Here is an 18645-nt window from a genome sequence, read left to right on the forward strand (position 1 = left end):
AATTGCCCGACCTCTCCCGAGGCCGCAAGCTGTGCCGACGAAGCTGGTTTACGGAGAATTCGATGCGTGAATATTCAATCGCCGCCATTCCGGCCGACGGGATCGGTCCGGAAGTGATTGCCGCCGGCGTCACTGCGCTCGAAAGCCTCGCGAAGCGGCTCGGCGACGTGAAATTCAACGTCGAAACCTTCGATTGGGGCTCGGCCTATTACCGCAAGCACGGCGTGATGATGCCGACGGATGCACTCGCCACGCTGAAGAAATTCGACGCAATCTATTTCGGCGCGGTCGGCGCGCCCGACGTGCCCGACCACATCACACTATGGGGCCTGCGCCTGCCGATCTGCCAGGGTTTTGATCAGTACGCCAATGTCCGGCCGACCCGCATCCTGCCTGGCATCACCTCGCCGCTTCGCCATGCCGAGGTGGGCGACCTCGACTGGGTGATCGTGCGCGAAAACTCCGAAGGCGAATATGCCGGCTGCGGCGGGCGGGTGCATCGCGGCCTGCCGGAGGAAGTCGGCACGGAAGTGGCCGTTTTCACCCGCGTCGGCGTCCAGCGTATCATGCGCTACGCATTCCGCCTGGCGCAGTCTCGGCCACGCAAGCTGCTCACGGTGGTGACAAAATCGAATGCGCAGCGGCATGGCATGGTGATGTGGGACGAGATCGCCGAGGAGGTCTCGAAAGAGTTTCCTGACGTCACCTGGGACAAGATGCTGGTCGATGCGATGACGGTGCGGATGACTCTGAAGCCGCAGAGTCTCGATACCATTGTCGCCACCAATCTCCACGCCGATATCCTGTCCGATCTCGCCGGCGCACTGGCGGGCAGCCTCGGCGTGGCGCCGACGGCGAACATCGATCCCGAACGACGCTTTCCCTCGATGTTTGAGCCGATCCACGGCTCGGCATTCGATATCACCGGCAAGGGCATCGCCAACCCGGTCGCGAGCTTCTGGACGGCGTCGCAGATGCTCGATCATCTCGGCGAGGCTGACGCGTCGGCGCGGCTGATGCGCGCCGTGGAGAAGGTCACGGGCGCCGGAATCACGACGCCCGACGTCGGCGGCACCGCGACGACCAAGGACGTCACCGCGGCCGTTGTGGAAGCGATCCATAGCTCCAACGTGTGAGAGCCGCACGACGAATCGATCGTGGGGTTAGAGGTCTGAGTTGAAGGCCAAACAAAACAAAATTCTTTGGGAGGCACGTATGAGGAAAACAGCCGTCATCGCCGCCGCGTTTGCGATGCTCAGTTCTGTCGCCTTTGCGCAAAACTATCCCAGCCGGCCTATTACGTTGCTGGTGCCGTTCGCCGCGGGCGGCGCCACCGATACGGTGGCGCGGGTCACCGCGCAGTCGATGTCGAAACTGCTGGGCCAGTCCATCATCATCGAGAACGCAACAGGCGCCGGCGGCACCATTGCGGCGACGCGCGCCTCGCGCGCGGAACCGGACGGCTACACCCTAATGATCCACCACATCGGCATCTCCACGGCGGCGACGCTGTACCGCAAGTTGGCCTACGACACCAAGACGGCGTTCGCGCCGATCGGCCTCGTCACAAACGCACCGATGACGATCATCGGCCGGCCCGATCTGCCGCCGAACACGCTGGCCGAGCTGGTCACCTACATTAAGGCCAACGGCGACAAGATGACGTTCGGCAATGCGGGCCTCGGCGCCGCGTCGCATCTCTGCGGTATGCTGTTCATGACCGCCGTCGGCAAGGAAATCCTGACCGTGCCCTACAAGGGCAATGCGCCCGTGATGAATGATCTGATCGCCAAGCAGATTGACCTCTCCTGCGATCAGACCACCAACACCACGAGCCCGATCGCGTCGAAGCTGGTCAAGGCCTACGCCATCACGACGAAGACACGGCTGGCATCGATGCCTGATCTTCCGGCCGCTGACGAAGCCGGCTTGAAAGGTTTTGAAGTCGGCGCCTGGCACGGCATCTACGCACCGAAGGGCACGCCCGACGACATCGTTCAAAAGCTAGCCCAGACGCTTCAGGAAGCATTGCGGGACCCGGACCTGGTGAAGCGCTTCAACGACATCAACACCGAACCCGTCCCGCAGGATCAGGCCACGCCCGAAGCGTTGAAGGCGCAATTGATCAGCGAGGTCGATCGCTGGGCGCCGATTATTCGCGCGGCAGGTCAGTTTGCGGATTGAGCGTAGCCGTCACGACGTCGGTTGTCCGAGGTGGTCCGGACTCAACTCGCCTTCGCCGCTGCTTCTGGCCCAAGCGGTCGTTAGACCCTAGCCCGATAGGGCTTAGCCCGATCGACGGCTCTCATCCACGAACCTCGGCCTATTAAGAAGTCTGGTGAGGCGCCCCTCACTTCCCCACCCGCGCCGTCTGGCAAGAGAGGCAGCGGCCCGCATAAGCGAGGCTACAGCAATTACGGCAAACAAAGAGTACGGGCCGAAATAAATTAGCCCATCGACCACCAAGTCTAGCAGACCGAGCAGCGCCAGAATAATCGCGATGCCTAGAAACGTGCGGCCGTGCCGGGTTGTGAACATGACAACTGAGTATATCACGGGGGAAGGGTACGGTCTTTCGCCAAATTGGCCTAAGCAGATTAATGGAAGCCTCAACAACTCCATCGAACTTTAGCGATTGAGGGAGGCGTCCGCTTGTGGCCTCGAGCCAGCGCTAGGCCGTTGTCACCTCGGCTGGCACAGGCACACCAGATAGCGTTCGCGCTTGCCTCCATCGCCGCTTTCGACCCTAGGCCGACTCTGCAGACTGTATGCGCCACTAGGGCCTTGTGAAACGACGTGATTGCTGCCGTTTTTAAGCGCGATGCCTTGGTCTGCATGATTGCTTACAAGGAACTTTCGGTCCTGTGCGGCGTCATAAGTGACGCGGCCAAGGCTTGGCACGGGAGGTGCCATGTCGAAGTTCGGCGTTACAGTAATCGCTGTCGTACTGGTGACCGCGCTGTCGAGTGCCGCCACTGCGAAAGGGCGCGGACATTTCGGTCTCGGCCCACTTGGCAGCGTGAAATTCGCGTTCGCCCGCTTGCTTGCGCCAGGGCCGTTTTATAGCGGCCACAGGCATCACCGCCGGGTGCACGTCCGTCGGGTCAGAAACGCGCCCGTCGCTTTACAAAACATTCCGTCCGCGACGAACCAGCCCTCCGGCGAGGAGGAGTTGGTTGTTGGCAGGCTATTCACTGACCCTGCGGCACGCAGGCAGATCGCCGCGACTGCCGCACTTGCTCACTGGCATGGTGACCGTAACACTACAGACGGGTGGTGGTCGCATGGCCATGGCGGATACGGCTGGGTTGGACCGCTGTTCTGGCCATTCGCCTACAATGATATTTATGGTTATGCCATCTTCGGCGATGGCGTGGGCTTTTGGGACTACGGCTACCCCGACATCTATGCCGGAATTTTTGGACCTTACGGCAGTGACGAACTAGCGGCTTATATGGCACCAGGCTCTTCCGACCGAAGAGAACGAGGGATCCCGCCTCTGCAGCAGCTCTGCGGTGATGCCAGCCGCGAAACTACCGGTCTCGCCATTGATCAGATTCAGCGGGCGATTCAGCCGACCGAGGCCCAACGGGCCGCGCTGGACCGTCTTGCCGACGCATCGAACTCGGCCGCTCAGATCATTCAGGCATCTTGTCCGACGCAGCCCGCATCAACGGCGCCGGCCCGATTGGCCGTGATGCAGCAACGCACTGCGGCTATTCTCAACTCAGTAATATCCCTGGAGCCGCTGCTAGGCGAACTTTATGATTTGCTGGATGACGAGCAGAAAGCACGGCTCAACGCACTCGCCGATGATCAGCTCAAGACGGCGTCCGCAAACGGGGGCATGAAGGCGCCGGCCCAGGGCTGCGAAGCGTCCCTGCCAGCCGCGTTGCAATGGCCGGCTGGCGAGATCGAGGCCAGGCTACACCCGACCGACGCCCAACGCGACGCGCTTGAACGAATGCAGCGTGCCAGCGCCAGAGCTGTCGAGATGCTGAGCTATGAATGTCAGCCGAAAGATGCGATCACGCCACCCGCTCGCCTTGCCGCGGTGGATGGCCGGCTCGGTACCATGCAACAAGCCATCAATCTGGTGAGCGACGCGCTGGAAGACTTCTATGCTACGCTGAGCGATGAGCAGAAGTCTCAGTTCGAGCTGATCGGACCAAAACGAGCGCCGTGATTGCCACGCATTCCGATCGGCGAAGGATCGGAGACGTGTTCAGTGGAAGATCGCGTCGTGACCTCGGACCGACGCCCAGGAGATGATCAGCATCCGCTTTTGCTCCAATAACTACCGTTCCTAGAAAGCCAGCTTCTGGTCCAACCCGGACCTACCGGCGCGTTCTTTTTTTGCGCCGCTCATGGGGGACAAGCGGATCGAACGCACCTAGGCCGAACGTCCCGTTTATGAGTGAACGGGCTACTGGCCAGGACCGAACAACGCCTTCGCGTTGCCGTTGGCGATCTGTGCCGCAATCTTCGGCGGCAACTGGCCGAGCCAAGCGCGATAACCCGCCATGATCTCGCCATAGCTTCCCAGCGCTGATTGATCCAGGTGTCAGAGCCGAGCAGGAAGCGGTCGGGATAGCCGCTCGAACAGCGCTCGCCATTCGGCCGTCAGCGTGCCACTGCCGTTGGTAATGCCGCATGAATCGAAGCCTCGCGTTGCCAATCGCGAGGTCCAGCGGGGGACGATTGCGGAGACCAGATTGACGATGGTCTTCTTTCGAATTCAAAGTCAAAATTTGCCGTCACGCCGTGGACCGCGGCGACGACAAAATGATCGGCATTGCGGTTGCGCCGCGTGAACTCATGCGCATGAGCAAAGCCGCGCCTCACGTCACCAGAGTGGCGGAGGCGCGTCTGCGTGTAAGGACTCTTACGTACCGGGCGTTTTGACGACCAGTTTTATGTTCAAGAGGTTGACGCCCTTGAACGGGTTCGGCGCGCTTTCGATGGTGCCCGCGCCCTTAGCGTTCGCATAGGCACCCGTGCCCGAGAGGATCGTATATTCGCCATTTGACCGGCCGTCTTTGACCGAGCCGGTGTAACGCGCCGTGATCGAGCCCTCCTCGAACGTGTAGGTGCTGTAGCCGTAGAAGGGTCCCGTGCCTTTGAGCAAGTCTGAGGAATTGACGAACTCTTTCACCCCTATACGGCCGTCCTTGAAGACGGCAACGCCGAACAGTCTGCCGGACGCGACCGTTTGGCCTTCGATGTTTGCTGCCTCTGTTACTTTGTAGTCGATCGGCTTGGTGACGAGCTTGAATTCGAGTACCTGCTCTCCGGCTAGAGCGCTCGACGCCGCAATGGCCAGAGCCACGCCAGAAAGGAAAACGGCGAGAGACTTGCGCATGTGCTCCTCCTGCGTTTGCTGGAATTGAATGTGGAATGCTTGCCGTGCCTCGCCAGCGGCCGACGTTCTTGGGATTGTCCAGCATGCAGGCTCGGACACAAATTTAGGTCTTAGCGACGGAAGAAAGGTTCAGCGCTTGATCGTGATCTTCACCAGTCGGGGGCGGCCGCAAAAAGCAATTCCATGCCAATTCCGAGCGCGGCGGCGCAAATTCTGGTGCTTTGTCAGAAACCGAGCATAATCGCCGTCAATGGCCCCCAGGGAAGCCTCCGGGAACCTCCTGTGTCCTGCCATTTTCGGTGATGAAACCCGCCCTCACAGCGTGGGAACCGCGGCGCCAATCGGCGTCCCGCGGAACGTCGCAGTGGCGTCAGATCACCTCTGAAATTCGCTTCGACGATCGGCGGATGGCGCACTTTTGGCTGCGAGTTTGCGGATTGAGCGACCTTTACGCCTCGCGCTCAGCGCTCGGCGCCAAACAACGCCTTCGCATTCCCGTTGGCAATCTGCGTCGCGATCTTTGGCGGCAATTGCGCGAGCCACGCACGATACCCGGCCATGATCTCGCCGTAGCTTTCCCAGCGCCCGTTGATCCAGGTGTCGGAGCCGAGCAGGAAGCGGTCGGGATAGCGCTCGAACAGCGCTCGCCATTCGGCCGTCAGCGTGCCACTGCCGTCGACGATGCCGCCGCGATAGGATAATTCGCCCCACAGTTTTGGATATTTTGAAAGCATCTCCGCGACGCGCTCGGTGGAGAGACCAAATCCGGTATGGGCCCAGATGATGCGGGCGCGCGGATTGTGGCGCATCAAGATTTGGACGGCGATGTCGTCGGCATGGGCGTGCAGATAGAGGTCGTGCTCGACCGCGAAATCGACGGTCTTCTTCACCCACTCGGTATCCGCGGCTTTGCCCGAGATGTGGAATTCGCCGATGCCGCGGTAATAGCCGCGTTTGAATTCGTCCTGGACCAGATCGAAGATGAAGGGGTCGCCGAACCAGGTCTGGATGTCGGCGCGTACGCGATAGGGCCGGATGAAGGGGACGATCCACAGGCCCTGCGGCTTGGCGTCCATGAGTACATGCGTGCCGGCGTTGGGGCGGCTGGTTGCGAGGATGCCGGTGACGCCATGCTTCCTGAACAGCGCCAGCACCTCGTCGACGCCAAAATGAGGCTTGGGCTCCCAATTGTAGTGCAGATGGGCGTCGAAGATTTCGATCGGTTCGTCGGCGTTGGCGCGGTCGATTGTGCCTGCCATCCATGCGAGCGCAATCAGCAGGGCGATGAATCGCGACGCCCGACCGAACGTCATCATTCGGCGGCGACGACGTGCGGCCGCTCGCCCTCGCCCGCTTCCTGCAGCTGAGGTTCGAGCTTGCGCCGCAGGCGGCGGTCGATGCGGTCGAGATAGATGTAGATCACGGGCGTAATGTACAGCGTCAGCAATTGCGACACGCAGAGGCCGCCGACCACGGCGATGCCGAGCGGCTGGCGCAGTTCGGCGCCGGCGCCGGCGCCGAGCGCGATCGGCAGCGTGCCGAAGATCGCGGCAAACGTCGTCATCATGATCGGACGGAAACGCAAGAGCGCCGCTTCCCGGATCGCGTGCTCGGCGCTGAGGCCCACGCGGCGACGCTCCAGGGCAAAGTCCACCATCATGATGGCGTTCTTCTTGACGATGCCGACCAGCATCACGATGCCGATCATCGCGATGACAGACAACTCCATGCCGAACAGCATCAGAGTCAGGATCGCACCAATGCCGGCAGACGGCAGGCCGGAGATGATGGTGATCGGGTGGATAAAGCTCTCGTAGAGAATGCCGAGAATGACGAAGGCGGCGAACACCGCGGCGAGGATCAGGACGCCCTGCCCGCGCAGCGAATCCTGGAACACCTGCGCGGTGCCGGAGAAGCCGGTTGCAATCGTCGCCGGCAGGTTCGAGGCCTGTTCGAGCGTGGTGATCTGGTCGACCGCATAGCCCAGCGAATAGCCGGGCGCGAGGTTGAAGGAGATCGTCACGGCCGGCTGCTGGGCCTGGTGGTTGATCTGCAGCGGACCGACCGTCGGAACCAGTTTTGCCACCGCTGACAGCGGGATGGTCTGGTTGTTCTGAGTCTTCATGTAGAGCTTGGACAAATCGGACGGATCAACCCGGAACTGCGGCTGCACTTCCAGGATGATCTGGTAATCATTCGACGGCATGTAGATGGTGCCGACCTGACGCGAGCCGTAGGCGTTGTAGAGTTGGTTGCGGACCTGATCGACGGTGACGCCGTAGACGGCGGCCTTTTCGCGGTCGATATCGACCGTCATCTGCGGGTTCTTGATGTAGAGGTCGGTGGTGACGTCGAGCAGGCCTGGCAGCTTCTCGATCTTCTCGCGCATCTCCGGCGCCAGCCGGTACAGCGACTCGGTGTCGCCGCTCTGCATCACATATTGATACTGGCTCTTGGAAATCCGGCCGCCGATATTGAGATTTTGGATCGGTTGGAAGAAGGCCTGCATGCCCGGAATCTGCCGCGCCTTGCCGCGCAGCCGGCCAATGATCGAATTGAGGTTGTCGCGGTCCTTCTTCGGCTTCAGCGCGATGAACAGGCGGCCGTAATTCGCCGTCGTGTTGGGGCCGCCGGCGCCGACGGTGGAATTGATGTATTCGATCGCAGGATCGGATTTCAGCACGTCGACCAGCGCCTGCTGCCGCTCCTTCATCGCGTCGAAGGAGGTATCGGTGGCAGCTTCCGTCACGCCGATCAGAAAGCCGGTGTCCTCCTGCGGAAAGAAGCCCTTCGGCACGATCATGTAGAGGTAGACGGTGCCGCCAAGGGTCGCCAGCGTCACCATCAGCATCAGGAATTTTCGGGCCAGCACGAGATCGAGCGTCCATTCATAGGCGCGCAGCCAGGACTCGAACATCCTCTCGAAGACGCGAAGCACGATGTTCGGCTTCTTGGTCGCGTCATGCGCTCGCAGCACGCGCGCGCACAGCATCGGCGTCAGCGTCAGCGAGACGAATCCGGACACGATGATCGCGACCGATACCGTCACCGCAAATTCGCGGAACACGCGGCCGACAATGCCGCCCATCAGCAAGACCGGAATGAACACGGCAATCAGCGAGAAGGTGATCGAGATGATGGTAAAGCCGATCTCGCGCGCGCCCTTCAGCGCGGCCTCGAATGGCCGCATGCCGTGCTCGATGTGGCGGACGATGTTCTCCAGCATGACGATGGCGTCGTCGACCACGAAGCCGACCGAGAGCGTCAGCGCCAGCAGCGTCATGTTGTTGATGGAGTAATCGAGCGCGTACATCACGGCGCAGGTGCCGAACAGGGAGATCGGAACCGCCAGCGCCGGGATGAAGGTCGCGGACGCCGAGCGCAGGAACAGGAAGATGACGAGGATCACCAGGGCGATCGCGATCAGCAATGTTTCCTCGACGTCGGCCACCGCCTGCCGGATGGATACCGAGCGGTCCATCAGGACGTTGATCGATACCGATGGCGGGATCTGTGCGCGCAGCGCCGGGAACTTGGCCAGAACGGAATCGACCACCGCCACCGTGTTGGCGTCCGGCTGCTTCTGGATGCCGAGCACGATGGCGCGCTCGCCGTTCAGCCAACTCGCGATCCGCTCGTTCTCGACACTGTCGTAGATCCGCGCGACCTCGTCGAGCTTAACCGGGGAGCCGTTGCGCCAGGCCACCACGATCTGGCGATAGTCCATCGCCTTGTCCATCTGGCCTGAGGCCTGCAGCGCCACATCCTGTTTCGGCCCGTTCAGCGTGCCGACCGGGGTCGAGGAATTGGCGCGCGACACCGCCGTCCTGATGTCTTCGAGCGACAGCCCGCGTGCCGCGGCGGCCTCCGGGTCGGCCTGGACCCGAATGGCGAATTTCTGCGCGCCGTAGACGCTGACCTGGGCGACGCCCGGAATCTGCGACAGCGTCTGGCCGATGGTGATGTCGCCATATTCGTGGACCGCCGACAACGGCAGCGTCGATGAGTTGAGCACGACAAACAGCACAGGGAAATCGGCCGGGTTCACTTTGCGGAAGCTCGGCGGGATGATCATCTCGACCGGCAACCGGCGCTGCGCAATGGTCAGCGCGGTCTGCACGTCGAGCGCCGCGGCATCGATGTTGCGGTTGAGATCGAACTGGATGGTGATGGTGCTGGTGCCCTGCGACGAGTTCGACGACATCGAGGAGATGCCGGCAACCGTCGAAAGCTGGCGCTCGATGACGCCGGCGACCGAGGCCGCCATGGTGTCCGCGCTGGCGCCCGGCAGCGTCGCGGTCACGGCAATGGTCGGGAAATCGACCCGCGGCAGCGCCGAGACCGGCAGCAGGCGGAAACCGAAGATGCCGAACGCGATGATCGACGCCGTGATCAGCGTCGTCATGACCGGTCGGCGGATACAGAGTTCGGAGAGCGTCATCGGCTACGCCCCGGCCTTTTTCGCCCGCGGCTCTACCCGCGATCCGTCCGACAGCAGCAACTGGCCGTCCGTCACGACGCTCTCGTCGCCGGCGAGCCCTTCGGAAATCACCGACATGCCCTGCGCGGTACGGTCGACCTTGACCGGCTGGACCTTGGCCGTGCCGTCCTTGACCACGAAGACGAAATTGCCGCTCTGGCTGCGCTGCACGGCGACCGTCGGCACCACGACGGAGTCTTCGTTCCGGATGACGAGCTTGGTAGCAACCAAGGTCCCAGGCCACAACGTCTCGTTCTCGTTGGCCATGATGCCGCGCACGGTGACCATGCCTGTGGCCATATCCACGGTGTTTTCGACCATCGCGACCTTGCCGCTCTCGGAGTGTTGACGGCCCGGGATGGTGGCGGTGACGCCGGAGACGCCCTTCGCCATCGACTCACGCAAATCGACCAGCACGCGCTGCGGAACCGAGAAAGTGACATAGACCGGCGCCATCTGATTGATGACGGCAAGCGGGGTGGTGTCGGCCGGGCGCACGAAATTGCCAACCTTCACATTGGCGACGCTGATGCGCCCCGAGAACGGGGCGCGGATCGTGGTGTAGCTCTTCTGGACCTTCAGATTGTCGAGCGCGGCCTGGTCAGCCTTGATGGTGCCGGTCAGGATGTCGGACTGGGTCCTAGCGTTGTCGACATTGACCTGGGTGGTCGCGCCCTTGGCGACGAGATCGTTGAAGCGGCGGAGGTCGCGCTGCGCGCCCTCGAGCTGCGCCTGGTCCTTGGCCAGCACGCCCTCGGCCTGCTCGATCTGGGCATCGATCTGGCGGCTGTCGAGCGTGAACAGGAGATCGCCCTCATTGACCTTGGCGCCGTCCTCGAAATGCACCGCGACGATGGTGGTCTCCAGCCGCGACTTCAGTGCCACGCTGGAGATCGGCGTCACCATCCCGATCGCATCGACGTCGACGGGCACGGACTTGCGCTCCGCTTTGGCCAGCTCGACGGAAACCATCCGCGGCCGCTGCGGGCCCTGGGCGTTGGAGGTGCCGCCCATCCATGAGGAGCGGGTGACAAAACCGGCCGCCGCAAGGATGCCAATGGCGCCGACAAGAAGTATCAAGCTACGCTTTTTCATAATTTTTACGCCCGCCGGTCCTGAAAGGACGGGACAGCATTCTCCTAGCCCCTTGACGGCGATGTTTGCGCCTTATTTCTAAACAGTTATCACAGCCTCGCTGCACATGGTATGCCACTGCCAGAAAATGTGTAGTTACAATCCCGAGCCAATTTCATGCGTGTTGCAACCTGGAACGTCAATTCGATCCGGCAGCGGATCGAGCACCTGTTGACTTGGCTTGGCGAATGCTCGCCCGACATCGTCTGCCTGCAGGAAACCAAATGCACTGACGAGGCGTTCCCGCGGCTGGAGTTCGAGGCGCTCGGCTATAATGTCGTGACCCATGGGCAGAAGACCTTCAACGGGGTCGCGCTACTGTCGAAACTGCCATTCGACGAGACCAAATCGGGCCTGGCCGGCGACGACGAGGACGCCCACGCCAGATTCCTCGAAGGCGTGGTGACGCTGAAGACCGGCGTGATGCGGATCGCCTGCCTTTATCTGCCCAACGGAAACCCGCCGGACACGGATAAATATCCCTATAAACTCAAATGGATGTCGCGGCTTCTTGAGTACTCGAAGGAGCGACTTAAGGCGGAAGAACCGCTCGTGCTCGCAGGCGACTTTAACGTCATTCCGGCTGCCGCCGATGTCTATAACCCTGCCGCCTGGGGTAACGACGCGCTGTTCCGCCCGAAAACCCGCGAAACCTTTCAGTCCCTGCTCGGCCTCGGCCTGACCGATGCCCTGCGCGCAGTGACTGACGAGCCGGGCCTCTACACCTTCTGGGACTACCAGGCAGGCGCCTGGCAGAAGAACTGGGGCCTTCGAATCGACCACCTCCTGCTGTCGCCGCAGGCCAGCGACCGTCTGACCGATGTCGGCGTCGACAGCTACGTCCGCGCCTGGGAGAAGCCGTCCGACCACGTGCCGGTCTGGGCGGATTTCGATCTGGAGAAGGCTTGAGCACGACAGGCATAGCGAAGGTGGAGTTTCGAGATGCGTCGCCCGACGATGCCGTCGCGGCCTGCCACGTCCTCACGGAATCGATATCCCGGTTATGCGTTGCCGATCACCGCAACAATCCGGTGATCTTGAGCGCCTGGCTGGCTAACAAGACGCCGGAAATCGTCGCGGCATGGGCCACTCAGCAGGGAAACTCGCTCCTGCTCGCGATCGAGGCCGACGCCGTGCTGGCCGTCGGGTCCGTAACGGATGCAGGGGAGATCACGCTGAACTATGTCGCGCCCGACGCGCGGTTTCGCGGCGTCAGCCGGGCCTTGCTAAGGGCGCTCGAAGCCAGAGCGGTGGAGCGAGGTAACAGCCGTTGCAACTTGACCAGCACAGAGACGGCGCATCGCTTCTATCAGTCGGCGGGGTACATCGATGAGGGCGCGCCTCAGGGAAAGTTCGGCACGAACTCCGGCTATCCGATGTCGAAGGAGATTGTCGCGGAATCGTAGGGTGTGCGAAGCGCAGGAATAGTAGGGTGGGCAAAGCGAAGCATGCCCACCATTTCTATCTACGATCTCGGAGAGATGGTGGGCACGGCGCAAGAGCGCCTTTGCCCACCTTACGGCAGTGCCGTCAGTCCCGCTTGCCCTGCACCCAGTGCTCGAGCATCTGCAAAGCCGTGGCGCGGTCGTCGTCGGAGGCTTTGGCGAAAGCTCGGTTGTAGCTTTCGCGGATCCAGGTCTCGTCGGGGGCGGCGTTGTCGCGTGCCAGCGTCAGCCACATCAAACCCCGCGCCGCCTGCCGCGGCAGCCGGTCGCCGTTGAACAGCATCTGGCCGAGCATGGCCTGCGCCTGATGCTGGCCCTTCTGGGCCGCCAGACCGAGCCAGCGCGCGCCGTAGCGGAAATCATCCCGCGAGGCGTCCGGGGTCTTCAGGTAAAGCCGCGCCAGATCGTATTGCGCGTCAGCATTGCCGAAATAGGAAGCGGCATAGGAGAACATCTCCCGGGCGCGATCGGTGTCCGGCTTGATCTTGGAGTTCGGAATGCCGTTGAGGTAGTAACGCCCCAGCGCCACGAAGGCGTTGGCGACGATGGCCGCCTGCGGCGCCGACGGGCTGTCCTCGGCATGCGCGTTGGCGATACGGCTGAAATATTCGAAGGCGCGCAAATCGTCCTGCACGACGCCATCGCCATCGGCATACATCCGCCCCAGCTTCCACTGCGCGACGGGGTGGCCGCCCTCGGCGGCGTATTGCAGCGAGTTCAGGGAGGGCGCGGCAACCGCCGTCGCCGTCGGCGCCGCGGCGGCGGGCGCCTTCTTCAGAGCCTGGGCCGTGACGGCCTGCGCGGCGGCCGGCTGGTTCATTACGGGAAGGGCGGCGTCCGGCTTCACCGGCGCGCCGTCAAATGCGAATCCCGGAGCCGCCACCGGCGCGGCCCCCAGCATCAACGCAAGAATGATACGCCTAGATGTCCGCATAACACTGTTTCTCGTGCGCACCGCCAGGATGGGTCACAGCCCCGTCCACCGCCGGCCCAACCTGTTGGGCATATTTCCACAGCGCACCCGACGTGTGGTTAGTCTGTCGAGGCGCCCATTTGGTTTTACGTTCGGCGAGTTCGGCGTCGGTCAATTTTACGTTAAGGGTACCGGCCTCGGCGTCGATCTCGATAATGTCACCATTTTGCAACAGGGCGATCGGGCCACCCACGGCCGCCTCCGGTCCGACATGGCCGATGCAGAATCCGCGGGTGGCGCCGGAGAACCGGCCGTCGGTGATCAGGGCGACCTTGCCGCCCATCCCCTGCCCGGTCAGCGCCGCCGTGGTCGAGAGCATCTCCCGCATGCCGGGACCGCCGCGCGGCCCCTCATAGCGGATCACGATGACCTCGCCCTCCTTGTAGGTCTTTTTCTGAACCGACTCGAAGGCGTCTTCCTCGCGGTCGAAGCAACGGGCAGGACCAGTAAATTTCAGCTTCGACATTCCGGCGACCTTCACGATCGCACCCTCCGGCGCGAGATTACCCTTCAGCCCGACAACGCCTCCCGTGACGGTGATCGGGTTGTCGGCGGACCGCACCACATCCTGGTGCGGATTCCATTTCACGCTCTTGAGGTTTTCGGCGATCGTACGGCCCGTGACGGTTATGCAATCTCCGTGCAGGTGGCCATTGTCGAGCAGCGTCTTCATCAGAAGCGGAATGCCACCAACCTCGAACATGTCTTTGGCAACATAACGGCCCCCTGGCTTCAAATCCGCGACATAAGGAGTCTTTTTGAAGATTTCGGCCACGTCGAATAAGTCAAATTTTATCCCGCACTCATGCGCGATCGCCGGCAGGTGCAACGCAGCATTGGTCGACCCGCCGGAGGCGGCAACGACAGCAGCGGCGTTTTCCAGCGAACGCCGGGTGACGATGTCGCGCGGGCGGATGTTGGCTGCGATCAGCTCCAGAATCTTCTCGCCGGCGGCGGCGCAAAACGCGTCGCGAATCTCATAAGGCGCTGGCGCCCCGGCCGAATAGGGCAGCGCCAGGCCAATCGCCTCGGACACCGTCGCCATGGTGTTGGCGGTGAATTGTGCGCCGCATGCACCAGCCGAGGGACAGGCCACCCGCTCGATTTCGTCGAGATCGGCATCCGACATTTCGCCGACGGAATGCTTGCCCACCGCCTCGAACATGTCCTGCACCGTGACCTGCTGGCCGCGGAAATTGCCGGGCAGGATCGAGCCGCCATAGATGAAGATCGAGGGCACGTTGAGCCGGACCATCGCCATCATCATACCCGGCAGCGACTTGTCGCAGCCGGCAAGCCCGACCAGCGCGTCATAGGCATGGCCGCGCACGGTCAGCTCGACCGAGTCGGCGATGCACTCCCTCGAAGGCAGCGACGAGCGCATGCCGTCATGGCCCATGGCGATGCCGTCGGTGACGGTGATGGTGCAGAATTCGCGCGGGGTGCCGCCGGCAGCCGCGACGCCCTTCTTGACCGCCTGCGCCTGACGCATCAGCGAGATATTGCAGGGCGCGGCTTCATTCCAGCAGGACGCGACGCCGACAAAAGGCTGGTGGATCTGGTCGGTGGTTAGCCCCATCGCGTAGAGATAGGACCGATGAGGGGCACGCTCCGGCCCCTCCGTCACGTGACGGCTCGGCAACCTCTTCTTGATGTCAGTCTTGGCGTCCATCCGCGGAACCTGTTTTCCCAGCCATTTCCCTGTCGGTCTCGGGAGCAATTTCCCGTTGCCTTCGCCGTCTTGTCGCCAATCAGCTATGAAGGAAATGGTTTCATGGAGGGGTGTGGCCAAAAAGCGGCGCGAGCAAGAGGCGGGCGGGGCGGTTAACCAGATCTTCCCCTACTGTTGCGGTCGCGCAACAATCGTGTCGCAACGGCAACCATTTCGGGATCAAATCCGGCGCGCGTACTCGTGGCGCAACCGCATCCTTAGATGCGGAACTCCCACATCATCGTATGGCTCGCCATCGCGTACGAACCCGAAATGCGAATAGAAATTTTCTAGATATAGCTGCGCGCCAATGACGATATCGCACGACTCCTCTCCAAGGCGCGCGAGACTCCTTTGCACGAGCTCCTTCCCAAGTCCCGTTCCCCGATATTGTTTTGAAACGACTACTCTGCCAAATGACGCAAAGGCGGTCTCTTCAGAAGGCCAGGTGCATCGAGCATAAGCGACAAAATCTGCGCCTATTTTCGCCAGCAAATGCGACGCGGTCTGGTCGGCAAAATCCAAGTCCGAGTAGGGCGACTGCTGCTCGACCACCAGTATCTCCTGTCGCAACGCAAGCATGCAGTACAGTTCCTGTGAACCGAATTCGTCAAAGCGATACCAACGGAATTCTATCAAGCTACCCTCCTCTGCTTTCAAAGCTGACCAAATCTAACGAGAGCCTCGATTCCGGGAGACCAGACTTTCAGCCTGTCACAACCTGAGGGCGATCCATAACGGAAGTCCAGCGCGAGACCCGCAACGTATCCAGACCAACCATTTGCCGAGCGTCCCAGCGTCACCGTGGATCGGACAACGCAACTCAAACGATATCCACAGCGCCTGCCTTTCGATTGCCGTCATGGCGCACACCGAAAACCACATCCCGTGCCGTGCATCATGTTAAAGGGATCGCGTCATTTTTGTGCGGCCGGCACTTTTGCGCCAGTTTTCATCACGCAATGATGCGACCCGAGACATGTGCACCGTCGGCGTGGGTCGTTCATATGCAAGAGAGAACAACGCGGTACGCAGTTTGTCGCAGACGTTTTGATCGCCGGCTGGAATTGAGGCATGTGCCAAACGATCGGCGCACCAACGCCTTTCGCGTCACCATATTGCCCCTGCCTAGCGCAAATCCGCCGCGCACGCGTCCAGCCACGGGCCCGTTTTGCTGTTTCTTCTTCAATGCGGGTGAAGGATCCTGCCTCACGTCCTTCCCGCGCGCATCACGCGAGGCTTTCCCAAAGTCCGTGGTCGTTTCTAGTCCGTGAGGCCTCTGAGTAAGAGGTTCGACTAATGGCACGCTTCAATCTGAACAGATTCTTCGACGACAGTCGTCTCGACGATTTTTTGGCCCGGTTTACGGGCGGCAGCGCCGACCATGATCATCTGAACGGCACGACGGGCGGCAACGTCTTGTACGCAGGCGCCAAAGACGACTCGGTCGCCGGCATGGCCGGGAACGACACGCTCAACGGCGGCTCCGGCAACGACAAGGTGTGGGGCGGCTCCGGCAATGACAACCTTTCAGGTGGCTCTGGCGCCGACCTTCTGGTCGGCGGCTTCGGCGCGGACCGGATGGACGGCGGCTCCGGCAATGACGTCCTGCTCAGCCGGTCGGACGCCGGTGAGATGGTCGCAGCCCAGGACGGCACGACCCAGATCTTTGCGACCGAAACCGCTGCGTTCAAGGCGGTCAACGACACCCTCACCGGCGGCGCGGGCGCCGACACCTTCCGCTTCGAAGGCATGGTGAACGCCAAGGACGAGATCGTCGCCAAGCACGTCAATGCGGACGGTACGATCGACTGGGTTGGCGTCACCGGCGAGAACAACGCCGTTCACGATCACTGGGTTGACGGCTTCGGCAACGACGTGATCCGCGACTTCAATCGCGCCCAGGGCGACAAGATCGAAATCTCGGCGCACACCGCCGAAGTCAAGTCGATCGAGTACAAGGACAGCAACGGCGACGGCAAGAATGACTATAGCGTGATCACCGTCATCAGCCAGCAGGGCAATGCTGGCGCGCATGATGAGGATTTGCTCGGCACTATCACCGTCTACGGCAACCTGGTGAAGCAAAGCGATATCGCCGTGACCCAAACGGTGTATGGCGCCTACGAGAAGGTCGGCGAACTCGGCGCCGGCGTGCACTTCGAACTGGAGGACGACGGCGTGCTGGCCAACGGCGGCACCGACGGCGGCCACCACAACGAAATGACGATGGCTGCGAACCTCGCCACCTACGCGTAAGGCGAAGACATCCAGTGCTCAACACTAGCAAGGGCCGGCTTTCCGGCCCTTGCAACTCCCCGTGGCATATTGGTTGTCCGCAAACCGCTATCCGTGTCCCGGACGCGGTGCAGCGCATAGCCCTGCACCGCAGAGGGACCCACCGCCGCAGCGTGTGGACCCCGGATCAGCAGCGCACCACGCCGCAGGCCAAAGAGCGTGTCGAAGACGCGCGTGAACGAGCTGATGGCGCTGCGCAGCATCCGGGGAACGTGGACGACAGGCGTCAATTCATCGCGCGTTTCAATCCACCTTGACGTTGGCGGCCTTGATCATCGGCCACCATTTTGCTATCTCGGCCTTTTGCCAGGCGCCGAGCGCTTCGGGCGTGAGCTTGTCCTTGGGTGGCATCTGCAGGCCGAGGTTCTCAAGCTGCTTGCGCACCGCAGGATCGTTCAACGCCTCCACCGTCGCCGCGTTCAGCTTTGCGATGACGTCCTTCGGCGTCTCCTTGGGCACCCAGAGGCCGGACCACAGCGTCATGTGGAAGCCGGGCAGCCCCGCCTCATCTACGGTCGGGATATCGGACGCCGACTCCACGCGCTTATCGCCGGTGATGGCATAGGCGCGGATGTTGCCGGCACGCACCTGCCCGATCGAGTTCGAGGTCTGGTCGACGATCATGTCGATCTGGCCGGCGACGAGATCGTTCATCGCCGGGCCGGTGCCGCGATACGGCACATATTGCAGCTTGATGCCGGTGACGTTCTCGAAATAGAGCCCGGCGATATGGCTACCGGAGCCGGCGCCTGCCGTGCCCGCCGTCGCCGGCGTCGGCTGCGCCTTCAGCCACGCCATAAATTCCTTCAGCGAAGTTGCGGGAATCGACTTCTTGCTGACGATGATCATTGGATTGCTTGGCAGCAGGGCAACCGGTTCAAGGTCGGTGACGAGATCGTAGCCGAGTTTGTAGATCGCGCCATTGGCGACGTGGGTACCGAGATGGCCGAAGCTGATCGTGTGGCCGTCAGGCGGCGACCGCACCGCGCGACCGACGCCGACCGAACCGCCCGCCCCCGTCACATTCTCGACCAGGACCTGCTCGCCGAGCGTAACCTTCATGCGCTCGGCGAGAATTCGCGCCATCGCGTCCGATGGACCGCCGGCGGAAAACGGCACGATGATGGTGACGGGACGCGAGGGAAAGCTTTGCGCCGTCGCGGCATCGCTGAACGCCAACACTGCAATCGCGGACAGAATGAATTTTCGCATCTCGTGCTCCCATCACATTCCGCCGCGCGA

Annotated in this window: 14 protein-coding genes; 6 read left to right on the forward strand and 8 right to left on the reverse strand. The window is 62.0% G+C overall.

Translation table 11 applies throughout. The features are described 5' to 3' along the window. Window positions 1-62: 62 nt before the first annotated feature. The 3 genes from HCN58_RS27045 to HCN58_RS27055 all read left to right on the forward strand — a co-directional run bounded on the left by HCN58_RS27045 (window position 63) and on the right by HCN58_RS27055 (window position 4186). Entirely contained in the window at window positions 63-1136 is a 1074-nt protein-coding gene (locus HCN58_RS27045) for a tartrate dehydrogenase (RefSeq protein ID WP_171582400.1), read from the forward strand. Between the two features lie 79 nt (window positions 1137-1215). Next, the gene (locus HCN58_RS27050; protein ID WP_171582401.1) at window positions 1216-2184 is read left to right on the forward strand and encodes a tripartite tricarboxylate transporter substrate binding protein BugD; all 969 of its coding nucleotides are present in this window, start codon (window positions 1216-1218) and stop codon (window positions 2182-2184) included. Between the two features lie 727 nt (window positions 2185-2911). After that, window positions 2912-4186, forward strand: coding sequence for a Spy/CpxP family protein refolding chaperone (locus HCN58_RS27055; RefSeq protein WP_171582402.1), 1275 nt, complete (start codon window positions 2912-2914; stop codon window positions 4184-4186). A 699-nt stretch (window positions 4187-4885) separates the two neighbouring features. Here HCN58_RS27055 and HCN58_RS27065 read toward each other — a convergent pair. From HCN58_RS27065 to HCN58_RS27080, 4 genes are all read right to left on the reverse strand, one after another. Continuing rightward, window positions 4886-5362 (reverse strand): hypothetical protein, encoded by a 477-nt coding sequence (locus tag HCN58_RS27065; RefSeq protein ID WP_171582403.1) that lies wholly within the window; start codon window positions 5360-5362, stop codon window positions 4886-4888. A gap of 461 nt (window positions 5363-5823) precedes the next feature. Beyond that, the gene (locus HCN58_RS27070; RefSeq protein ID WP_171582404.1) at window positions 5824-6675 is read right to left on the reverse strand and encodes an amidohydrolase family protein; all 852 of its coding nucleotides are present in this window, start codon (window positions 6673-6675) and stop codon (window positions 5824-5826) included. Continuing rightward, the gene (locus HCN58_RS27075; protein ID WP_171582405.1) at window positions 6675-9803 is read right to left on the reverse strand and encodes an efflux RND transporter permease subunit; all 3129 of its coding nucleotides are present in this window, start codon (window positions 9801-9803) and stop codon (window positions 6675-6677) included. Before HCN58_RS27075 ends, HCN58_RS27070 begins: the two co-directional genes overlap by 1 nt. A 3-nt stretch (window positions 9804-9806) precedes the next feature. After that, window positions 9807-10937, reverse strand: coding sequence for an efflux RND transporter periplasmic adaptor subunit (locus tag HCN58_RS27080; RefSeq protein ID WP_171582406.1), 1131 nt, complete (start codon window positions 10935-10937; stop codon window positions 9807-9809). 156 nt (window positions 10938-11093) lie between these two features. Between HCN58_RS27080 and xth the strand changes: the two genes are divergently transcribed. Continuing rightward, a complete protein-coding gene (gene xth / locus HCN58_RS27085) occupies window positions 11094-11885 on the forward strand; it encodes an exodeoxyribonuclease III (RefSeq protein WP_171582407.1) in 792 nt (263 codons plus the stop codon). Further along, window positions 11882-12382: a GNAT family N-acetyltransferase gene (locus HCN58_RS27090; protein WP_210266160.1), complete on the forward strand. Its 501-nt coding sequence runs from the start codon at window positions 11882-11884 to the stop codon at window positions 12380-12382. The genes xth and HCN58_RS27090 overlap by 4 nt, the downstream gene beginning before the upstream one ends. Before the next feature lie 124 nt (window positions 12383-12506). Here HCN58_RS27090 and HCN58_RS27095 read toward each other — a convergent pair whose 3' ends face one another. From HCN58_RS27095 to HCN58_RS27105, 3 genes are all read right to left on the reverse strand, one after another. Next, on the reverse strand, window positions 12507-13355 hold the full coding sequence (locus HCN58_RS27095) for a tetratricopeptide repeat protein (RefSeq protein ID WP_171582408.1): 849 nt from the start codon (window positions 13353-13355) through the stop codon (window positions 12507-12509). Then, the gene (gene ilvD / locus HCN58_RS27100) at window positions 13342-15066 is read right to left on the reverse strand and encodes a dihydroxy-acid dehydratase (RefSeq protein WP_171582409.1); all 1725 of its coding nucleotides are present in this window, start codon (window positions 15064-15066) and stop codon (window positions 13342-13344) included. Before ilvD ends, HCN58_RS27095 begins: the two co-directional genes overlap by 14 nt. 219 nt (window positions 15067-15285) lie before the next feature. Further along, a complete protein-coding gene (locus HCN58_RS27105) occupies window positions 15286-15744 on the reverse strand; it encodes a GNAT family N-acetyltransferase (protein ID WP_210266161.1) in 459 nt (152 codons plus the stop codon). 660 nt (window positions 15745-16404) lie between these two features. On the opposite strand from HCN58_RS27105, the gene HCN58_RS27110 reads away from it, so the two are divergent. Next, entirely contained in the window at window positions 16405-17364 is a 960-nt protein-coding gene (locus tag HCN58_RS27110; protein ID WP_171582410.1) for a calcium-binding protein, read from the forward strand. Window positions 17365-17646: 282 nt separating this feature from the next. Here the strand turns inward: HCN58_RS27110 and HCN58_RS27115 are convergent, their stop codons facing one another. After that, a complete protein-coding gene (locus tag HCN58_RS27115) occupies window positions 17647-18615 on the reverse strand; it encodes a tripartite tricarboxylate transporter substrate binding protein BugD (RefSeq protein WP_171582411.1) in 969 nt (322 codons plus the stop codon). Between the last annotated feature and the right edge of the window lie 30 nt (window positions 18616-18645).

It is taken from the genome of Bradyrhizobium australiense, from assembly GCF_013114825.1.
GTDB classification, from domain to species: domain Bacteria; phylum Pseudomonadota; class Alphaproteobacteria; order Rhizobiales; family Xanthobacteraceae; genus Bradyrhizobium; species Bradyrhizobium australiense.